General features: G+C 59.1%; 12 protein-coding genes and 2 riboswitches. Of the genes, 2 read left to right on the top strand and 10 right to left on the bottom strand.

Annotated features, from left to right (window positions below; genetic code table 11):
• Positions 1-101: 101 nt before the first annotated feature.
• Positions 102-203: riboswitch (purine riboswitch) on the bottom strand.
• A 296-nt stretch (positions 204-499) separates the two neighbouring features.
• The 5 genes from G485_RS0120995 to G485_RS0120975 all read right to left on the bottom strand — a co-directional run bounded on the left by G485_RS0120995 (position 500) and on the right by G485_RS0120975 (position 7,601).
• The gene (locus tag G485_RS0120995; RefSeq protein WP_027094151.1) at positions 500-2,230 is read right to left on the bottom strand and encodes an ABC transporter substrate-binding protein; all 1,731 of its coding nucleotides are present in this window, start codon (positions 2,228-2,230) and stop codon (positions 500-502) included.
• Between the two features lie 92 nt (positions 2,231-2,322).
• On the bottom strand, positions 2,323-3,162 hold the full coding sequence (locus G485_RS0120990) for a carbohydrate ABC transporter permease (RefSeq protein WP_420805810.1): 840 nt from the start codon (positions 3,160-3,162) through the stop codon (positions 2,323-2,325).
• Positions 3,163-3,247: 85 nt separating this feature from the next.
• The gene (locus G485_RS0120985; protein WP_027094149.1) at positions 3,248-4,216 is read right to left on the bottom strand and encodes an ABC transporter permease; all 969 of its coding nucleotides are present in this window, start codon (positions 4,214-4,216) and stop codon (positions 3,248-3,250) included.
• A 102-nt stretch (positions 4,217-4,318) separates the two neighbouring features.
• Positions 4,319-5,854 carry a response regulator transcription factor gene (locus G485_RS0120980; protein WP_027094148.1) on the bottom strand — a complete coding sequence of 512 codons (1,536 nt, stop codon included), beginning with the start codon at positions 5,852-5,854 and terminating at the stop codon, positions 4,319-4,321.
• A gap of 4 nt (positions 5,855-5,858) precedes the next feature.
• Complete coding sequence (locus G485_RS0120975; RefSeq protein ID WP_169732351.1) at positions 5,859-7,601, bottom strand: cache domain-containing sensor histidine kinase; 1,743 nt, start codon at positions 7,599-7,601, stop codon at positions 5,859-5,861.
• Between the two features lie 240 nt (positions 7,602-7,841).
• Here G485_RS0120975 and G485_RS0120970 point away from each other — a divergent pair, with 240 nt between their 5' ends.
• Both G485_RS0120970 and G485_RS27605 read left to right on the top strand, forming a co-directional pair.
• Positions 7,842-10,820: a glycoside hydrolase family 3 protein gene (locus tag G485_RS0120970; protein WP_035157564.1), complete on the top strand. Its 2,979-nt coding sequence runs from the start codon at positions 7,842-7,844 to the stop codon at positions 10,818-10,820.
• Between the two features lie 397 nt (positions 10,821-11,217).
• The gene (locus G485_RS27605) at positions 11,218-12,111 is read left to right on the top strand and encodes a transposase (RefSeq protein ID WP_051318456.1); all 894 of its coding nucleotides are present in this window, start codon (positions 11,218-11,220) and stop codon (positions 12,109-12,111) included.
• A gap of 524 nt (positions 12,112-12,635) precedes the next feature.
• Here the strand turns inward: G485_RS27605 and G485_RS0120960 are convergent.
• The 5 genes from G485_RS0120960 to G485_RS27595 all read right to left on the bottom strand — a co-directional run bounded on the left by G485_RS0120960 (position 12,636) and on the right by G485_RS27595 (position 19,752).
• A complete protein-coding gene (locus G485_RS0120960) occupies positions 12,636-14,030 on the bottom strand; it encodes an NCS2 family permease (RefSeq protein WP_027094145.1) in 1,395 nt (464 codons plus the stop codon).
• Between the two features lie 125 nt (positions 14,031-14,155).
• A riboswitch (purine riboswitch) is annotated at positions 14,156-14,255 on the bottom strand.
• A 216-nt stretch (positions 14,256-14,471) separates the two neighbouring features.
• The gene (gene mgrA, locus G485_RS0120955) at positions 14,472-15,461 is read right to left on the bottom strand and encodes an L-glyceraldehyde 3-phosphate reductase (RefSeq protein ID WP_027094144.1); all 990 of its coding nucleotides are present in this window, start codon (positions 15,459-15,461) and stop codon (positions 14,472-14,474) included.
• 79 nt (positions 15,462-15,540) lie between these two features.
• A complete protein-coding gene (locus G485_RS27600) occupies positions 15,541-16,392 on the bottom strand; it encodes an AraC family transcriptional regulator (RefSeq protein WP_035157561.1) in 852 nt (283 codons plus the stop codon).
• 81 nt (positions 16,393-16,473) lie between these two features.
• The gene (guaA, locus tag G485_RS0120945) at positions 16,474-17,994 is read right to left on the bottom strand and encodes a glutamine-hydrolyzing GMP synthase (protein WP_035157578.1); all 1,521 of its coding nucleotides are present in this window, start codon (positions 17,992-17,994) and stop codon (positions 16,474-16,476) included.
• Between the two features lie 135 nt (positions 17,995-18,129).
• Complete coding sequence (locus tag G485_RS27595; RefSeq protein ID WP_035157559.1) at positions 18,130-19,752, bottom strand: cellulase family glycosylhydrolase; 1,623 nt, start codon at positions 19,750-19,752, stop codon at positions 18,130-18,132.
• Positions 19,753-19,762: the final 10 nt, after the last annotated feature.

Genomic DNA, 19,762 nt, shown 5'->3' with positions numbered 1-19,762 from the left:
CTCTCGAACGAACCTTGGCAATTCAGGCTTCGGCCCATTGGACGCGACAAAGGCGCAATGCCGGGAGCTCGGAATTTGTCGTTCCTCGATCCGGCATTCCACCTGTTTGTCCAAGAGCTCGTAGTCCGAAAATTTAAGGTTTCCGGGTAGAGACGATCGGGCCATATTCCCGAAAATATACGAGCCATTTACGCTTATTTTTACGGTTATAAGTTTATCCTAACCTGACATGGATGTCAAATGAAAGGCGAACGCTTTTTTAGCTGCAAAATACGAATGTTCGGATTTTGACACAAAGCGAGGGACGGTCGTTCGTTTTATATTTCGACATAAACCGTCTCTGCCCGGTGCGATTTTACGAGAAAAAGCGCAAGCTCGTTCCCTTCTCCTCCTGTCTGGCGCCGCGAAATGGAGCCGGCAGGCGCGCGGATAAAAAAAATCATAGCGGCCAGGCGAGATCGCTCCCCGCCGGACCGCTACGATTTTCCTAAAGCTCAGACTACTCGTTCCACAATTTGATCCGGTCTTCCACCAATTGCTGGCGCAGCTCTTCGGCTTTGTGAACGCCCGCTTTCTCCAATTGCGCCACGTAGTCGTCCCACACCTTGTCGAAGTCCGCCGGCTTCGCCAGAATCGCTTGCGGAATCATCTTCCAGGTGATCGTCTTCAATTTCTCGTCGAGCACCGTAACTTCGCTGTCGCTCGGAACCGGAATGTTCCATGCTGCGCCCCACGGCTTCACCGGGAATTCGCTCTCGTTCGGGAACAGGTCCTTCCAGGTCTTCGCGTTATAGTGCGACAAAACGTCCTTTTCCACATCGTTGAAGCTGGCTTCGATCTGTTCCGGGAAGTTCGTCGTATAGTAATTGCCCGTCGAATCCTTCACGCCGTCGCCGTAGTGCGGGCCCATCGTCGTGTAGGTGCCGATGCCGGTTTCTTTCTGGAAGTTCGCGGCGTCGTTGACTTTGCGGTCGTTGATGTCCTGCGGAATGACGCGTTTGCCGTTCTCGACGTTGTAATGCTTGCCCTCGATGCCCCAGTTGACGAGCACTTGTCCTTCGTCCGAAGCCAGGTAATCGAGGAACTTGATGGCGCGGACCGGATCCGGGTTCGTCTTGGAGATGGCAATGCCGTAGCCGCCGAGGAAGCCGGTCGATTGGAACGAGCGATCCTTGATCGATTCGTTAAGCGTCACCGAGTAGTGGCCGTAGCCTTGATCGAACTTGCCGGCCGCCTTCAGCGCTTTCTCGCCGTCGCCGTAGTCCCAGTCCTGGTCGATCAAGCCGAGCACGCGGCCGGAAGCGACCTTCGCCTTGTATTGGTCGTACTTCTGCACGAAGCTCTCCTTGTCCAGCAAGCCGATGTCGTTCATATGGTTCAGCCAGCGGAAATATTCCTTCTCTTCCGGACGCAGGTAATGGTAAGTCACTTTATGCGTATCGTCGTCGATATGGTATTCCCCGTCGTCGGAGCCGCCGGTGACGAAGAAGGCCGGGTTCGTAACGGAAATGTACATATGCCAATCGTCCGCGTTCAGCGAGAGGCCGATGTTTTTGTTGCCGTTCTCGTCGGTCGGATGCTTCTCCAGATACGTTTTGATCGCGTTCTCGTAATCTTGCAGCGTCTTGATTTGCGGATAGCCCAGCTCCTTCACGACGCGATGCTGCAGCTCGAAGCCTCCGCCGGCGTTGAAATACGTCTGGCCCACACCCGCATACGTCGGAAGGACGTAAATGGCGTGATCGTCGTTGCTGTAACGCAAGCGCTTCAGCTCGTCGCCGTACACTTTCTTAATGTTCGGGCCGTATTTGTCGATCAGGTCCGTCAAGTCGATGACCGCGCCCGCGTCGACGAATTTGTTGATGCTGTTCTTGGCGCTGATCAGATCGGGGTATTTGCCGCTGGAGGCGATCAGGGCCGACTTCTGCACCGGATCTCCTACCGCGAATTCGGCTTGCAGCGTAACGCCCGTCTTGGCGGTAATCGCTTTGCCTACGTCGTCCTGCATGTTGTTCCAGTTCGGATTCCCATCTTCGCTGTAGAAGCTGAATGTAATCGGCTTGAGATCTTCCGCCGCACCGGAGGAAGCGCTTGCAGTCGAAGCGGATCCGGATGCGCCTGCGCCTTGAGAATCGCTGGCGGCGTCGTTGTTGTTGCCGCATCCGGCCAACAAACCGGCGAGAAGCGAGGTCGTCATGAGGGCGACCGGCCATTTCTTGTTTGTTGCCATTTCTTTGTACCCTCCCAGTTATATTGGTGCAATCTAATGTATAACAGATGCCCTGTTAATACCGAATGGGATGCCCGAAGGCCGTTAGAGGATCAGCCCTTGACGGCTCCGAGCGTCATGCCCTTCACAAAGTACCGCTGCAGGAACGGATACACGAGAAGGATCGGAACGGTGACGACAATCGTAATCGCCATTTTGACCGATTCCGGCGATACGGTGGCCAGAACCTGAGTCATGCTGGTGGCGTTATGGTAATCGCCGTTGTTGCCCGTCGTCGTGCTTTGCAGCACCTTCATCAGCTCGTATTGCAGCGTGGTCAGGGACGGGCTCGTGGCGTTGTACAGATAAGTGTCGAACCAGGAGTTCCACTGCCCGACGGCCACGAACAGCGCGATCGTCGCCAGCGCCGGCGTCGTCATCGGCAGAATGACGCGCCAGTAGATCGTGAAGTCGTTCGCGCCGTCGATCTTGGCGGATTCTTGCAGCGCATACGGGATGCCGTCGATGAAGGAACGGATGACGAAGACGTTGAAGGCGCTGACCAGCCCCGGCAGCACGTAGACGGCGAAGGTGCCCATCAGATGCAAGTCCTTGATCAGCAAATAAGTCGGAATAAGCCCGGCCGACACATACATCGTGACGGCCAAGTAGACGGACAACGCGCGGCGCGCCTGAAAATCGGGGCGGGCGAGCACGAACGCCAGCATCGAGGAGCTGATCAACCCCAGAATCGTGCCGACGATCGTCCGGAGCACGGAAATTTTAAACCCGGTAAGCAGTCCTCCGAACGAGAAGATGACGTTGTAATTTTTGAGCGTGAATTCCCGCGGGAAGATCGTAATGCCGCCTCGAACGCTGTCGGTCGAATCGTTGAGCGATAAGGCGAGAACGTTCAGGAACGGATAGACCGTCGCAATCGCGACTACGATCATGACGACGACGATCGCGGCGTCCAGTACGCGTTCCGACACAGGTGCGCCTCTGCGGATGCGTGCGGTTGTCATAGCGGCGCCCTCCTTACATGATGCTTTCTTTCGTCGTTCTCTTGAAAATGCCGTTCGCCAGGAACAGCAGCGCCAGGCTGACGACGGAGTTGAACATGTTGACCGCCACGCCGAACGAATAGCGGTTCATTTGCAGCCCGTATTGCAGCGAATACAAATCGAGCACTTGCGAATAATCGACCACCAGATTGTTGCCGAGCAGGAACTGCTTCTCGAACCCGATGCTGATCAGATGGCCGATGGACAAAATAAGGAGCACGACGATCGTACTACGAATTCCCGGAAGCGTGATATGCCAAATTTGCCGAATTCGGCTCGCGCCATCCACTTTAGCCGCTTCGTACAGCTCGGGTCCGATGCCCGATATGGCAGCCAGATAGATGATGGCGTTCCAGCCCGTCTCCTTCCAGACGTCCGACACGGTCACGATACCCCAGAACAAATGGCCGTTGGCCATGAACTGGATCGGTTCGTGAGTGATGCCCAGTCCCATGAGGAGGTCGTTCACGACGCCGTGATCGCTGGACAACATGCGGGTGACGATGCTCGCCGCTACCGTCCAGGAGACGAAGTGGGGCAAATACGAGATCGTCTGGACGATTCGCTTGAACGCCATACGGCGCAGCTCGTTCAGCAGCAAAGCGAACACGATCGCCGTCGCGAAGCCCGCGACAAGGCTCATCAGACTCATGGCCAACGTATTGCGCATGACCAGATAGAACGTATCGTCCCGGAACAGCGTCTTGAACTGGTCGAATCCGACCCATTGCTGTTCGAGGATCGATTTGCCCGGTTTGAACCGCTGAAAGGCCATCAGCCAGCCCCATAAAGGGTAATAGCTGAAGATGAACACCCAGACCACAAACGGCAGCGACATGAGGTACAAGTACCGATTCCGAAGCGCGATCGTCCAGAACCTCGAACCCCGCTTAGCCGCCGGTCTGACGTCTGCCGGGACAGCGGCCTCTGATACCGCTTTCATGCCATCCCTCCTTGCTGTATGTCTAAATGATAAGGGATGGGTACCGGCTGCACTACCCGAAGGATTCGGGACAAAATCATATAAAAATTAGTGAAAGCGCACTCATTTGCGAAAAGCCGAAGGCGACGTGCCGACGTATTTGCGGAACTTGCCGTGGAAGTAGTCGACGTTGGAGTAGCCGACCCGCTCGGCCACCTGGTACACCTTCATCCCTGCCCCGAGCAGTTCCTTCGCTTTCTCGATCCGCACTTTGTCGAGGTACGTGTTGAACGATTCTCCCGTCGCGTTTTTGAACAGCTTGCCGAGATACGAGCTGTTGTAGCCGAACAGCTCGGCGAGCGATCCGAGCCTCAGGTTTTCCCGGTAGTTCCGGTGAATGAGATCGATCATCTTCTGCAGCTGCTTGTCGGGCCCCTGGCCGCGGAACGCTTCCGCCATGTCGCGAACCCGCTCCGTCAACGTTCCGATCAGACCGGAATAGCGGTATTCGGCGTAAATGTCCAAAACTTCCGAAGCGAACGCCTGGGCCCGGGCACGAAGCTCCGGACGGTTCTGCTCCAGCCTGCCCAGCGCCGTCGTCACGAGCTGCACGAAGCCGGCCTTGATTCCCTGCTCGGTCGTTCCCGCGGCCACCATCGCCGCGCCGGTATCCTTCACGATCGACACCGCGTATTCCTCGTTCCCGATGTCCAGCGCCAGGAACAGCTTCTCCCCGGCCGCTTGCAGGTCCGGAGCTTCCCGGCGTTCGCCGGCGGCCGGTTCGGCGGGCGCGGCGTCCCGGACGTGCACCCGATCTCCTTCGAGCGTGAACCGGCCTCGCATGAGCTTCTGCGCGTTCCGGTACGATCGGTGCAGCTCCAGCACCTCGCTCACTACCCCGCCGCCGACCGCGGTAAAGTCCAGTCCGAAGCCGGCGCATGATTTGGCGATCGTCCGGTACGCGGCGTCGTGCGCTTCCGCTTCGTCCGCGACGTTCTTCAGCACGACGGCCAAATACGGGTCCGCGGAAAGGACCGCGCCCCTGTCGGAAGCTTCGTAAGCGGCGATCAGACTCCGCTTGACGCCGGCGGCCGCTTCCGGGTCGATCTCCTTGCGGCTTTGCAGCTTGATGAGCAGCGTTTCGAAGGAGGAGCCGGTCAGGCCCGCTTCCGCGATCGCCTGCTCCGGCGCCCGCTCCCCGTCTCCGGTCAGCAAGGAAGCGATCGTGCGCTCCCGGCTCCACCCGGATGCCGCCGGCTTCTTGCGGTTTCCGTCGCGTTCCGCGTCCAATATCGTTTTAAGCTTGACCAGATGCTCCGCCAGCTCGTCCTCGTCCACGGGCTTCAGCAAGTAGCCGTCCGCCCGCATCGCCAGCGCCTGGCGGGCGTATTCGAAATCCGCATGCCCGCTCAGAATGAGAAAATGAGGCCGGGGGCCCGGCCGCTCCTGCAGCGTGCGGATGAGGCTCAGCCCGTCCATGCCGGGCATGCGGACGTCGACGATCATCAGATCCGGCCCCAGCTGCGGCGCCTTCTGCAGCGCATCGACGCCGTCCGAAGCGCTGCCCGCCACTTCAAACCCCAGTTCCGCCCATTCGACGATCGTCTGCAATCCTTCCCGAATGAGCGGCTCGTCGTCTACGATCAACACTTTGTACATTCGTTCAACCCTCCAACGGAATCCGGAACGATATTCGGGTTCCCTTATGCTTCTCGCTGTCGATTCGCAGCCCGGCAGCCGGGCCGTACGTCAGCTGCAGCCGCTGGTGCACGTTGAGAAGCCCGATTCGCTCGGCGTCCTGCTCGCCGAGCGATTGGCGGACGCTGTCCAGCTTCTCGGGCGTCATGCCTACGCCGTTGTCCTCGACGCAAATTTCCAGCTGCTCTCCCTCCGTTTTCCGGGCGCTTACTTTCACTTTGCCGCCCTCGAAGCTTCGCTCCAGCCCGTGAATGACCGAATTTTCCACGAGCGGCTGGATGAGCAGCGGCGGCAGCTTTACATGTTCAACGGCCGGGTCGATGTCGAGCTCGTAATCCAGCCGGTCTTCATGGCGGAACTTCTGAATGTCCAGATAGCAGCGGCTGATTTCCAGCTCGTCCTTCAGACTGACCGCCTGCCCCGTCATTTCCAAATTTTTGCGCAGCAGCTTGCCCAGCGTCTTCACCGCCTGGGATATCTCCTTCTCCCCGCTGATATGGGCTTTCATCCGGATCGACTCCAGCGCGTTGTACAGAAAATGCGGGTTGATCTGGCTCGCGAGCATCTTCAGCTTAATCTCGCTTTGCCTCCGCTCCAGCTCGCTGGCATGCTGGTGCGACAGCGTCACCTCGTCCATCAGTTCCTTGATGTTCGCGACCATTTGGTTGAATTGCCGGGCGATCTGACCGATCTCGTCCTTCCCGTCGACCGCCAGCTCCGCATTGAAGTTGCCGGTCGACACTTTGCTGATTTGCCGGCTGAATTTGAGCAGCCGATTGGTCAGCATCGTGCAAATCAAGTAAATGAGCAGGACGGACAACACGACGAAAACGGCGATAATCCGCATGCCCAGCTCGCTGATCCGGTTCGCTTCCTTCACGATGCCGCCGATCGGGAAAATCGTGACGATGTTCAAGCTCGTGTAGCTTTTATCCGGAGTCAGGCGGTCGATCATCACTTTGGATTTGACGCCGTCGATTGACATTTCGTACTCGCCCGGCTTTTTCTCGCCGATCTCCGGGCCGAGCTTAGTCTCGCTAAGCGGTTTGCCGATCAGATTCGGACGGTTGGAAGCGACGACGTAACCGCGCGCGTCCGTGATGAGCGTCTCGGAATTTTCCTGCCGAAGCATCGAATTCAAATCATCCGTGTTCACGTCGATTGCCAACACGCCGAACGATTTGGTCTCCTGGAAATAGACGCTGCGCACGAGGCTCAGCATGCTGTCCGGGGTTCGCGTCTCGTTCGGGAAGTAATACCAGCCGATCAGCCCGACGTGGCTCATCGCGGCTTTGTACCAGAACGTATTCTCCGTCTCCGGGCCGATCGGGAAAAACTCCCAGTTGTTGAGCAGCGTGTCGTTCTCCACGAACAGCTTGATTTGCGAGATTTCCGGATTGAACTCCAGATAGGTTTTGAAAGTGTTGTAGTCCCGGTAGGCGTCCACGACTTCGCCCGCATTCCGGTAATGCGTCGTCGCGATCTGCTCCATCGCGGTATCCAGCGACAGTCTGCTGGAGAGGTTGATGGCGACGTCCAGCGTCTCGGACGTGCGGTTTTTGACCCGTTCGACGGCGTTTTCGGTTTGCTCGATCGCCTTGTCCAGCGCGGATTGGCGATATTCCCGAACGATGAAGAAACCGACGATCATGACCGGCAAAACAAAAAATAAGATATACGACAAAACCATTTTGTTGCGCAGTTTCATATCGTTAAACCGCATCGATAACCGCCGCAGTGCGCATCCCCCCGATACTGCCGCCCCCTCCTGTAAGCGCATACAGAAGCCGGGCCGCGTTACACGCCTTATTTTGAGCCATTCCGTCGTGTCCTTGCAAGGGCTTGTATAATTTGTCGTGGATTTTAGATAGAATTGTGCGGGTATTGCCGAGCTCCGGAAAATAGTAAAATGATAGCAGACATGAATGCGCTTGCATAGAATCGGAGGATGGTTGCCTTGAACGAACCGTACCGCTATCCCTTTCAAAATCCCGACCTTCCGCTCGAAACCCGGGTGAACGACCTGGTGGCGAGATTTACTTTGGACGAGAAAATCAACCTGATGTGCCAATACCAGGACGAGATTCCGCGCCTCGGCGTCAAGAAATACAAGCACGGCACCGAAGCGGCCCACGGCATCGCCTGGCTTGGAGAGGCGACCGTCTTTCCGCAGCCCGTCGGCTTGGCCTGCACTTGGGACACCGACCTGCTGAGGCGGGTCGGCGAAGCGATCGGCACGGAGGCGCGCGGCTTCTATCGCCGCGATCCGGCGATGAACGGCCTGACGCTGTGGGCGCCGACCGTGGACATGGAGCGCGACCCCCGATGGGGCCGCAACGAGGAAGGGTACGGGGAAGACCCGATACTCGCGGGCAAGCTGACGGCCGCGCTGGCGCAAGGCATTCAAGGGGACGATCCCTTCTACTTGCGCGCGGTCGCCAGCCTGAAGCATTTCATCGGCAACAACAACGAAGCCGGCCGCGGCGAATGCTCCGTCAGCATCGACCCGCGGAACATGCGCGAATATTACTTGAAGGCGTTCGAGCTGCCGTTCAAGGAAGGCGGCGCGCAATCGATGATGACCGCCTACAACGCGGTAAACGGCGTTCCGGCCAATCTCAACCCGCTGGTGAACGAAGTCGTCAAGCGGGAATGGGGCATGAACAGCTTCGTCGTCAGCGACGCGGGCGACGTGCTCGGCACGGTAAACGATCACAAGTATTTCGATAACTACAAGGACGCGGTGGCGCAATCGATCAAAAGCGGCATCGACAGCATCACCGACGACCACCCGATCTCCAAGCAAGCGATCCGCGACGCCCTGGCGGACGGGTCGCTGACCGAGAACGATCTCGACGTCGCCCTGCGCAACACGTTCCGCGTCCGATTCCGGCTCGGGGAGTTCGATCCGGACGACCGCAACCCGTACGCGGCCATCGACGAGTCGGCCATCAACGCGCCGGCGCATCGGCAATTGTCGCTCGAAGCCGCCCGCAAGAACGTCGTGCTGCTGAAGAACGAAGGCGCGCTGCCGCTCGATGCGTCGCGCTTGGCCAAGGTGGCCGTCGTCGGACCGCTGGCCGACGTCGTCTACCGCGACTGGTACAGCGGAACGCCGCCCTACAGAGTGACCCCGCTGGAGGCGATCCGGGCCAAGCTGGCTAAGCGCGCCGAGGGGGCGGAACAAGCCGTGGCGACGAGGAAAGCCGAGGGGGCAAAACGAGCCGAGGTGACGATGAACGCCGAGGAGGCGGAACGGGCCGAGGTCACGTACAGCAGTGGCAACGACCGGATTAAGCTCAAGCTTGCGGGCAGCGGCAAATTTGTCGGGCTGAACGCCGAAGGCATCCTGGCGGCCAACGCGGAGGACGCCGAAGGAGCCGAGACGCTGGAGAGGACGGATTGGGGCTGGCGCGCCAATACGTTCCGGCCGCTTAGCCGGCCGGACAAGTTCCTGACGACGGAAGGCGACCGGAACGTATCGGCTTCCGCGGACGAAATTTTCGGCTGGTTCACCAAGGAAGTGATGTTGGTCGACGACCAAGGGGACGGGCGGATCTCCCTGTCCGCCTGGAACGACGGTCCGATCGCCGTTGGTGAAGACGGCTTGCTGACCGTATCCGAAGGAGGGGCGGCGAGGGACGTTCACGGCCATTGGGTCGGCCAAGGGGAGGCTTCGATGCCGGCGTGGTCGGCCGTCTTCGAAACCGTAACCGTAACGGACGGCATTCGCGAAGCGGTGGAAGCGGCGCGCGGCGCGGACGCGGCGATCGTGTTCGTCGGCAACCACCCGCTCGTGAACGGCAAGGAGACGATCGACCGGCCGGACCTGACGCTGCCGGAGGCGCAGGAGCGCCTCGTTCGCGAAGTTTACGCGGCGAATCCGAACACGATCGTCGTCATCGTCGGCAGCTATCCGTTTGCAGTCAACTGGGCGGACGAGCATGTGCCGGCGATGCTGTACACGTCCCACGCCGGACCGGAGCTCGGCACGGCGCTGGCGGACGTCCTGTTCGGCGACTATGCGCCGGCGGGCCGGCTGAACATGACGTGGTACCGGTCGGTGGACCAGCTGCCCGATTTCATGGACTACGACATGATCAAGGGCGAGCGGACGTACCGTTACTTTAAAGGCGACGTGCTGTACCCGTTCGGGCACGGCCTGACGTATTCGACATTCGAGCTGGACGACTTGCGGCTGAGCCGCTCCGCCATCGGTCCGGACGACGAGATCGTCGTCAGCGTGAACGTCCGGAATGCCGGCGATCGGCCGGGCGAAGAAGTCGTCCAACTGTACGGCAGCGCCGGCGAGTCGCGCGTGAAGCGGCCGCTTAAGCAATTGCTCGGCTTCCGCCGAGTCGGGCTCGCGCCCGGGGACAGTTCGACGGTCGAGTTCGCGGTGCGAGCGTCCGATTTGGCGTTCTGGGACGTCACGCGCGACCGATGGTGCGTCGAGTCCGGCACTTGGACGCTGCGAGTCGGCCGCTCCTCCGCCGACTTCGCCCTCGCCGCCGAGCTTCGCGTCGACGGCGAGACGGTGCCTCCCCGCGACCTGCGCAAGGCGACGGCCGCGGTCAACTACGACGACTATGAGGGCGTCGTCGTCGACGAGTGCAAGGAAGGCGGCAGCAGCGCGGCCGCCGTTCGGGAAGGCGCTTGGCTTCGCTACGCCGACGCGGCGTTCGGCGACCGCGAAGCCGTCTGCTTCGAGGCAAGAGTGTCCTCTGCAGCCGGAGGCGCGATCGAAATTTGGGCGGAGAGCCCGGGGCAAGAGGCCGTCGCCGTCGGAACGTGCCCCGTCCCCGCTACGGGGGGCGCCCAGACCTGGAACACCGTAACCTGCGCGGTCGACCGTTTGAGCGGGCGTTGCGACATCGTGCTGAAGCTCGCCCCCGGCGTCCGAATTTCTAAGTTCAGATACGTTTGAGACGGCAGATCGGGCAAATCCGTTCTTCTCTGAAAGAATGGGTTTGCCCAGCCCATCTTTTGCCACCTTAACCGCATCGCCCCTCTCCCCCTTTTTGCTCCGCCGACTATTCTTTTTTTCCTTTTTGTAAGCTTGTCCCCATACCTCAGCCGGTCTATTCGCTATATCGGGAACAGCTCTTCCCGTACCTCAGCCAGTGGATTCATCTGGCCATGTCGCGGCATTTCGCCGTCCCCCAGCTGGTATCGCGTTTTCCCACACATTTGTAAGCTTATCCCCGTACCTCAGATGGCGTGGTCGTTTCTTCTTCTTACTAAAAAATCGCCCTTGAAATGAGAACATTTGTTTGGTATAATCAAAATATAGGAACATATATTCGGTTTGAGGGGGAGCCGCGATGGATTGGAGCCTGTCTATGGAGGCCTTCTGCCGGCGTTTTGCTACCGAAGAAGCCTGCGCACGCAAGCTGTACGAGATCAAATGGCCGGACGGCTATGTCTGCCCGTTGTGTCGCCATCGGGAGGCTTCCGTGACGCGTACCCGGCGGCTTCCCCTCTATGAATGCGGAAGATGCCGTCACCAGACGTCGTTAACCGTAGGAACCGTGATGGAGAAAAGCAAGACGCCCCTTCGCAAATGGTTTCTGGCGATTTATTGCATTGCAAGAGGCGCTAACGCCCGCGAGTTATCCAAAGCGATCCGGGTAACGTACAAGACCGCCTGGCTGATCGCCCACAAGATTCGCCACGCCATCCGTCTGACCACATCCGAGCTTCCGCTCACCGGTCATGTGCGGGTCAATGAAGACCGTCATGGGCCGACCTCTCTTTACTCCGTTTATAGGCGAAATGTGAAATACCGGCCTTTGATTACCGCCGCCTCCATCTCGGAGGAGGGCCATCTGCTCCGTGTGAAACTGCACCAGGTGGCAGAGGAGCAATTGTTCATGGGAGTGACGACGAGATACGGCATGCGGTGCTTCCTTCAGCAATGCGTCGCATCGGAAGCCGACCTTAAGGTCGCTCCCGGCATCTACAACTCTGCTCGTTATCGGCCTTTAAACGCTTTTTGCTATCAAATGTCGCGCTATATGAACGAGATCTACTGCGGGATTGGTCCCAAGCATTTGCAGGCTTACTTGGACGAGTACGGTTACCGATTCAACTTCACTTCCAGCAAAGATTCGATCGTTCGGGATCTGCTTCGGCAGTGCGTCTCGCGCCCCGTCATTACCTACCCTCAGCTTACCCGCAAGGCCGCTCGAAGGATTTACGGCCAAAAAGCCAGCTAGACAGTTTCCAACTCAACGCCTCCACACTAATCTCAAGTCAGAGCCGCCATAAATGATGAAGACCCGCCGGAGTGTACTATTGCGCCGTTCGCTGAAGCGTTTTATTGTGCTGTTCGCTGAAGCGTTTTATTGTGTTGTTTTCAGTGCGTGATATTGTGCTGTTTTCATTTTGTGATATCGTGTCGTCCACCAAATCGTTCTCCTGTACTTTTCACCTGAGCGTTCTATTGGACTGTTCGCTGGGAACGCTCTATTCTACCGTTTAGTTCATAAGAGAGTTTCCCCGTTCGTCTTTGGTTAAGCGATAAAGCGAACACAAGCCCCTCTGCTGAGCAGCGGGGATAAGCTCACAAATGCGGAGAAAAGGTGATGAGGCGCGGCACCTGGAAGTTAATGGGAATTGACGAAATCTAAAAGCCCGATGCAAAACAAAGCCGCTCCCCGGGGTGGGAAGCGGCGGACAGAACCTTCGCGCGCTTTGGAGCGGTCGGCAGATCCTTCGCACGTTTTGAAGCGGCTGCGTTTTAGCCTTGCGAGCCGATGAACAGGTATCTTGCAATGACGAGCACGAACAGGATCCACATCAGCCAGTGGACGCTGTATTTTTTCTTGCCGAACCAGCTCGAGGCCGAGGCAAGCACAATGTACGACACGATGCCGAACGAAATGCCGTTGGCGATGTTGTACGTAAACGGCATGAGCGTTACCGTCAGGAACGCGGGAATGCCGATCACCAGATCGGTGAAGTCGATCTCCTTGATCGACTGCATCATCAGGACGCCGACGATGATGAGCGCCGCGCTGGTCGCCGGAGTTGGCACGAGCAGCGCGATCGGCGCCAGGAACAGCGAGAGGAGGAACAGGACGCCGGTCGTCGAAGACGTCAGACCGGTGCGGCCGCCTTCCGCGATGCCCGCGGAGCTCTCCACGAAAGCGGTCATCGTGCTCGTACCGAGCATGGCGCCGCCGCTGACAGCCAGGGAGTCGACTACCATCGCTTTGCCGATGAGCTTTTGGCCTTCCTCTTTGTTCTTCAAGAGGCCGGCGCGGTTGGCCGTACCCACCAGCGTGCCGAACGTGTCGAACAGCTCGACGAACGTAAACGTCGCGATGGCTGACAGCAGGCCCGTCGAGAGCAGATCGCCGAAGTCGAGATCCCAGAAGTTCAGCTGGCTGAAATCGGGAACCCAATCTTGTCCTTTAAGCGTGCCGAAGTCGACGACATCGACGCCCGGAATGGCACCGATCAGCGTCGTCAGCAGAATGCCGATCAAGATGGCGCCGCGCACGCGCAAAACCATCAGGAGGCCGATCAGAAAGAGGCCGACAACCGTCAACCATACCGTCGGTTGGGTCAAATCGCCCAGATGCAGGACGGTCTCGCTTCCGCCGAGGTCCGTATAGGAGCCTTTGGCAAAGTCGCGGCCGAACGCGTCGAGCGAGATGGTCAGCAGGCCGCTGTTTTTCAAGCCGATGATCGCAATGAACAAGCCGATGCCGACCGTAATGGCGTGTTTCAATCCGTCAGGCACGGCGACGACCAGCAATTGCCGAATTTTGGTGACGGTCAGGATCAAGAAAATGATTCCCGAAATAAACACCGCCGCCAGCCCCATCGAAGGAGTGATCGGGTGATCCGTCGCCTTGGAAGCGACGACCGTCGTGGCGAAGTACGCGTTCAGCCCCATGCCCGGCGCAAGCGCCACGGGGAAGTTGACGAACAAGCCCATCGCGAGAGTGAAAATTCCCGCCGCCAGCGCCGTCGCCAGGAAGATGCTGTACGTATCGAGCCCGGAGCCTCCCAGTATGGCCGGGTTGACCGCCAAAATGTAAGCCATCGTCATGAACGTCGTAACGCCCGCCATGATCTCCGTACGCACGTTCGTTCCGAGTTCCTTTAGCTTGAAGAATCTGTCCATAACTAGGGCAAGCCCTCCTTCGAATTGACTGAATCGTAAGAAACAAAAAACCCAGAAGATGCCTCTTCTAGGTTCCGCACAACGACGAAAAAGCATACCGGGGGAATCGCGCGTTTTCCCGCCGGTCTGTCTTTCCCGTTTTCCGTAGCCGGATCATTTGCGGTGATCCCTAGAGACTCCCGGGCCGATTCCCGGGATTATACGAAAAATACGATTCAGTTTGTTGTCCTTCCTCATTCTAGGTATAAGTCGCTGCTTCGTCAATCGGTTTTACGAACTTTTTTGTATTTCCTTGACGAATTAGTTCGTTTTGATAGCGTTTTCAATTCTGTTGATCGTGAAAAAGAACCCATTTACTTCCCAAAATCGGCAATAATCGAGAAAAAAAGAACGCCCCGCGGGGCGTTCCGTCCGGCTTCGTTTATTTGCCTCTGCGAGGCATCAGCCCAAAAAGGCGTCGATGCGCGCAAGCTCTTCGTCGGTGAAGCTCAGGTTCCGCACGGCACCGACGGCGTCTTCGATCTGGCTCACCTTGCTCGCGCCGATGAGCGCCGAAGTGACGCGCCCGCCGCGCAGCACCCACGCGAGCGCCATCTGCGACAGCTTCTGCCCTCGCTCGGCAGCCAGGTCGTTCAGCTTCCGCACTTTCCCGATCGTCGCCTCGTCGAGATCCTCCGGCTTGAGGAAGACGCTCGGGCCTGCGGCGCGGGAGTCCGGCGCGATCCCGTTCAGGTAGCGGTCCGTCAGAATGCCTTTGTTGAGCGGCGAGAAGGCGATCGATCCGATTCCTTCCTCCTCCAGCACGTCGAGCAAGCCGTTCTCGATCCAGCGGTTCATCATCGAATAGCTCGGCTGATGAATGACGCACGGCGTGCCAAGGCTCTTCAGAATGCGGGAGGCTTCGCGCGTCTGCTCCGGGCTGTAGTTGGACACGCCGACGTACAGCGCTTTGCCTTGACGCACGACCAAATCGAGAGCCGCCATCGTCTCTTCGAGCGGCGTATCCGGATCCGGACGGTGATGATAGAAAATGTCCACGTAATCGAGCCCCATCCGCTTCAGGCTCTGGTCGAGGCTGGAGACGAGATACTTTTTCGAACCCCAATCTCCGTACGGTCCCGGCCACATGTAGTAGCCCGCCTTCGTCGAGATGATGAGCTCGTCCCGGTAAGGAGCCAGATCCTGCTTAAGCGCTTGTCCGAACGTCTCTTCCGCGGAACCCGGAGGGGGCCCGTAATTGTTGGCGAGATCGAAATGCGTAATGCCCAGATCGAACGCCCGGCGTAGCATCGCCCTGCTGTTCTCGTACACGTTAATGCCGCCGAAGTTGTGCCACAGCCCCAGAGAGATCGCCGGCAGCTTCAGCCCGCTTTTTCCGGAACGGTTATATGTCATGTTGTCGTAACGGCTCTCGCTAGCCAAATACCCCATCGTCGCTTCCTCCTCGTTATCGGATGTAATTCATCATAGCTCTAACGGGAAGGCAAGCCTATGTCAAGAGGGAAGGGTTTTATGGAATAATGTCAGGAATGTCATAATCGCCCGAACGGAACTCGGATGGGGAGACGCCCGCGTATCGCCGGAACATTTTGGAGAAAAGAAGCGCATCCTCATACCCGACCGATCTCGCAATTTCGCCGACGGAGAAGCCGCTGCCCCGAAGCAATCCGCAAGCCTTGCGCATCCGGTATTCCATCAGATAACGCTGAGGAGGAACCCCTGTCGCTTCCTTGAAAATCGCGGACAAATATTTGCGGTCCAACCCGAGGTCCGAAGCGAGCTGCGCGATCGAGATCGGCTCGCTGTAATGGGCGTGCATGAACTCCATCGCTTGATGAATATACGCGTGGTGCTTGCGGGAATGGTTCTGCCCGCCCGGCTGAATCGGGGCGGCTTCGACCAGCGCGGCCATGAACCGGTAAGAGAGCGCATTCAGGCGCAAATCCCGGTTCCGCCCGTGCTTCAGCGCGTCGGATAACTGTTCGATCAGGCTCGGCATCACTTGCAAATCCATGGGAAAAACGGGCCGCTCCGGCGTCAATCGGGTTCGGGAGAGCAGCTCCTCCACCCGTCCTCCGTAGAACGCGCAATAAGAGTAGGTCCATGGATCGGCCTCGTCCGCCTCGTAATAGATGACGACGTTCGGGTAAATCAGGAAAGCTTCCCCTGCCGAGAGTTCGTAGGTGTGCCCCGCGACGCGGACGATTCCGCGGCCCCGATGGATGAAGTGGAACTTGTGCACGTCCCGGATGCCGGGACCGAACGAATGGCGCGGAGCGCAATCTTCCTTGCCCCAATGGTTGACGTACAGATCGGGATGGTCCCGGTAAGGTTTGTCGGGGTTGTAATGGAACAATTTCACGAATCTCGAAGCCTCCGATCGGCAGTCAAAACCGCCAGCAGCCGCATTCGCATGCGGCTTCTGACGGTTCCCGAAATTCCTTTATTCCCACTCAATGGTCGCCGGCGGCTTCGACGTAATGTCGTAAACGATCCGGTTGACGTTCTGCACTTCGTTGACGATCCGCACCGAAATTTTCTCCAGCACGTCCCACGGAATGCGCGCCCAATCGGCCGTCATGCCGTCGATCGAGGTGACGGCGCGAATGCCGACCGTATACGAATACGTGCGCCCGTCGCCCATGACGCCGACGCTCTTCATGTTCGGCAGCGCCGTGAAATATTGCCAAATCTCGCGGTCGAGCCCAGCCTTCGCGATCTCTTCGCGCAGGATCGCGTCCGATTCGCGCACGATCTCCAGCTTCTCCTCGGTCACTTCGCCGAGCACGCGGATGGCCAGCCCCGGTCCCGGGAACGGCTGGCGCCAGACGATGGCGTCCGGCAGGCCGCATTCCGTGCCGACCTTGCGCACCTCGTCCTTGAACAGCGCCTTCAACGGCTCGACCAGCTTGAACTTCATATCCTTCGGCAATCCGCCGACGTTGTGGTGCGACTTGATCGTCTGCGCCGTCACCGTGCCGCTCTCGACGATGTCGGTGTACAGCGTGCCCTGGGCGAGGAAGGCGAAGTCGTCGAACTTGGCCGATTCTTCCTCGAACACGCGAATGAACTCCGTACCGATGATTTTCCGCTTCTCCTCGGGGTCCGAGACGCCGCGCAGCTTGCCGAGGAACCGCTCCCGGGCGTCGATCTTCACGACGTTCATGTCGAACTTGCCGACGAACGTGTCCATGACGCTCTCGGCTTCCCCTTTGCGCAGCAGCCCGTGATCGATGAACATGCAAGTAAGCTGGTCGCCGACCGCCTTGTGAACGAGCGCCGCGACGACGGACGAATCGACGCCTCCGGACAAGGCGCACAGCACCTTCTGGTCGCCGACCTGGTCGCGGATCTCCCGGATGGTGTCCTCGATGAAGGAGGACATGCTCCAGTCGCCCTTGCAGCCGCAAATTTCATACAGGAAGTTGCGGATCATCTCATTGCCGTGCACGGAGTGCCGAACTTCGGGATGGAATTGTACCGCGTAAAGTCCCCGGGATTCGTCGCTCATCGCCGCGACGGGAGCGTGCGGCGTGCTCGCGTCCACTTTGAACCCGGAAGGAAGCTCCGTCACATGGTCGCCGTGGCTCATCCATACCGTCTGCCGGCTGTCCAGGCCTTGGACAAGCTTGCAGTCATGCGCGAAGTCGACGTCCGACTTGCCGTATTCGCGCTTGGTCGCCGGCTCGACCTTGCCGCCCTGCTGGTGCGTAATCAATTGCATGCCGTAGCAAATGCCGAGAATCGGAACACCGAGCTCGTACACGCCGGGATCGACGGTCGGAGCCCCCTCCGCGTAAACGCTGGCGGGACCTCCCGAGAAAACGACGCCCTTCGGCCGAAGCTCGCGAAGCTTGTCCGCGCTCGTATTGTGCGGCAGCAATTCGCTATAGACGCCAAGATCGCGGATGCGGCGGGCGATGAGCTGATTGTACTGACCGCCGAAGTCGAGGACGACGATCATTTCATGCGGATGGTTGTTCACTTTGCTAACCGAGCCTCCTGGTACATTCCCTTAGATTGAAGTAATTATAGCTTTGCGCGTTCGACAGCGTCAAGGCAAGCCTGTCGGCCCGCGCGCATCCGCCGCTAGGGAATGTTATCCTTCCGACCGCTCGAACACAAGCGATTCCAGCCGCACCTTGCCTTCGCGGGCCGTCACAACGATGCGGTGTCCGCCTTCCGCAAGGGGCGGCAGCTCGAGCGGCGCCTCCGTCCAATCCGCCTCGGCCTTGGCGACGCCGAGCGCCGTTCCGTCGACAGCGGCCGCAACGCTCGCCGGTCCGTCCGGGGCGTTCAGCCGGATTTTCAACCGATACGTCTGCCCCCCCGTTTCTGGAGCGACCGTGAAGTCGTAGGCCAGCCAATCGCCCGGCGCGAGCTGAACGCACAGCCCTCCGCCCGTGTCCCAGCGATGCCAGCCCGGCTCGGTCGGCGGCGTGCGGGGGCGGCCGTCCAAATAACGAATCTCCACCCCGTCGCCCCTCCGGTAGCCGGCTACCCAATCGCTTGCTTTGGCGATGGCGAAGCCGATGCCGGGCCCTTGGAAGCCGTAATGGATCGCCGGAATCCGCACGGGCAGCCGCCGGAACAGCGCCCGGACGACTTCGGGCCGATAGCGGCACGCCTCCAGCGGCAGCGCATCCAAATACGCCGTCAGAATCCGGCTTGCCGAGGCGCGATCCGGCTTCTCGCCTCCCTGCAAATAGCCGGCGAGCTTCTCCCAGCCTTCCGGCCGAGCGATCGAGCAAGGGGAGTTGTCGGTGTCCATCTTTTTCCACGTCCAGAAGTTCCAGCTGATCCCGTGGTCCTCGAACAGCCGAAAAGCGCCCGCGTACCAGTCGAGATCGTTCTCTCCGCCCTCCCCCATGAAGATCGGCGCTTCCCACGCTTCCCGGAAGTCCAGATAGCGCCGGATGCTCTCCGTATCCGGGTTGTTCCAATATTTATGAAATTGATACAGCACGTTATCGTCCAGACGTTCGGTGAAAATCGACCAGTCCGTCGCCCAATGCACGCCTTCGACGATGATCAGGTGCCGGTCGTCCACTTCCCGGATCGCGCGAATCATATCGCGGTATAGCGGCTGAACGTCCGCATGATAAGCGCCGTGGTAATCCGGAAGCGGCTCGTTCAGCAGGTCGTAGCCCGCGACGATCCATTCGTCCCGATAGCGGCGCGCCAGCATGCGCCACATCCCGATGGCGGCCACCCGATGCCGCTCGTTCATGAACAGCTCCGGCCGATCATGCTCCGAATCGTCGATATTCGCCCCGGTCTGGCCGCCAGGCGCGCCGTGCATGTCCAGAATGACGTATAAGTTCCAGGTTCTGCACCACCGGATCACGCGATCCAGCAGCCGCAGCGCGGCTTCGTTGTAGCCTTCTCCGTTCAACTCTCCCTCCAGCAGCATACGGGCGTTGAACGGCACCCGGACGGAGTTGAAGCCTTCCTCCGCGATCCGCCGAATGTCCGCTTCGGCGATATAACGGTCGCGATACGCTTCCCAGAAGGAAGCCGCTTCCTCGTCGCCGACGAGCTCGGCCACCATCCGCTCGATCCGTCTCGGCCGGTCTCCGCCCTCCGGCAGCTTCCACATATAGCCTTCCGGGAGCAACCAGCTCCCGAGCCCGACTCCCCGCAAAATCAATTCTTCTCCGCGCCCGTTGACCAGCCTTTTCCCTTCGGCGCGCACCCATCCGTCCACTTCCGTCCGCTTCATGCCCGCTCCC

Source organism: Cohnella thermotolerans DSM 17683 (assembly GCF_000429825.1).
Classification (GTDB): Bacteria; Bacillota; Bacilli; order Paenibacillales; family Paenibacillaceae; genus Cohnella; species Cohnella thermotolerans.
This window is presented reverse-complemented; position numbering and strand designations above follow the sequence as displayed.

Bases quoted from the DNA above. Each gene is read 5' to 3' on its own strand.
- G485_RS0120995 (WP_027094151.1), bottom strand. From the start codon at position 2,230: ATGGCAACAAACAAGAAATGGCCGGTCGCCCTCATGACGACCTCGCTT.
- G485_RS0120990 (WP_420805810.1), bottom strand. From the start codon at position 3,162: ATGATCGTAGTCGCGATTGCGACGGTCTATCCGTTCCTGAACGTTCTC.
- G485_RS0120985 (WP_027094149.1), bottom strand. From the start codon at position 4,216: ATGAAAGCGGTATCAGAGGCCGCTGTCCCGGCAGACGTCAGACCGGCG.
- G485_RS0120980 (WP_027094148.1), bottom strand. From the start codon at position 5,854: ATGTACAAAGTGTTGATCGTAGACGACGAGCCGCTCATTCGGGAAGGA.
- G485_RS0120975 (WP_169732351.1), bottom strand. From the start codon at position 7,601: ATGAAACTGCGCAACAAAATGGTTTTGTCGTATATCTTATTTTTTGTT.
- G485_RS0120970 (WP_035157564.1), top strand. From the start codon at position 7,842: ATGGTTGCCTTGAACGAACCGTACCGCTATCCCTTTCAAAATCCCGAC.
- G485_RS27605 (WP_051318456.1), top strand. From the start codon at position 11,218: ATGGATTGGAGCCTGTCTATGGAGGCCTTCTGCCGGCGTTTTGCTACC.
- G485_RS0120960 (WP_027094145.1), bottom strand. From the start codon at position 14,030: ATGGACAGATTCTTCAAGCTAAAGGAACTCGGAACGAACGTGCGTACG.
- mgrA (WP_027094144.1), bottom strand. From the start codon at position 15,461: ATGGGGTATTTGGCTAGCGAGAGCCGTTACGACAACATGACATATAAC.
- guaA (WP_035157578.1), bottom strand. From the start codon at position 17,994: ATGATCGTCGTCCTCGACTTCGGCGGTCAGTACAATCAGCTCATCGCC.
- G485_RS27595 (WP_035157559.1), bottom strand. From the start codon at position 19,752: ATGAAGCGGACGGAAGTGGACGGATGGGTGCGCGCCGAAGGGAAAAGG.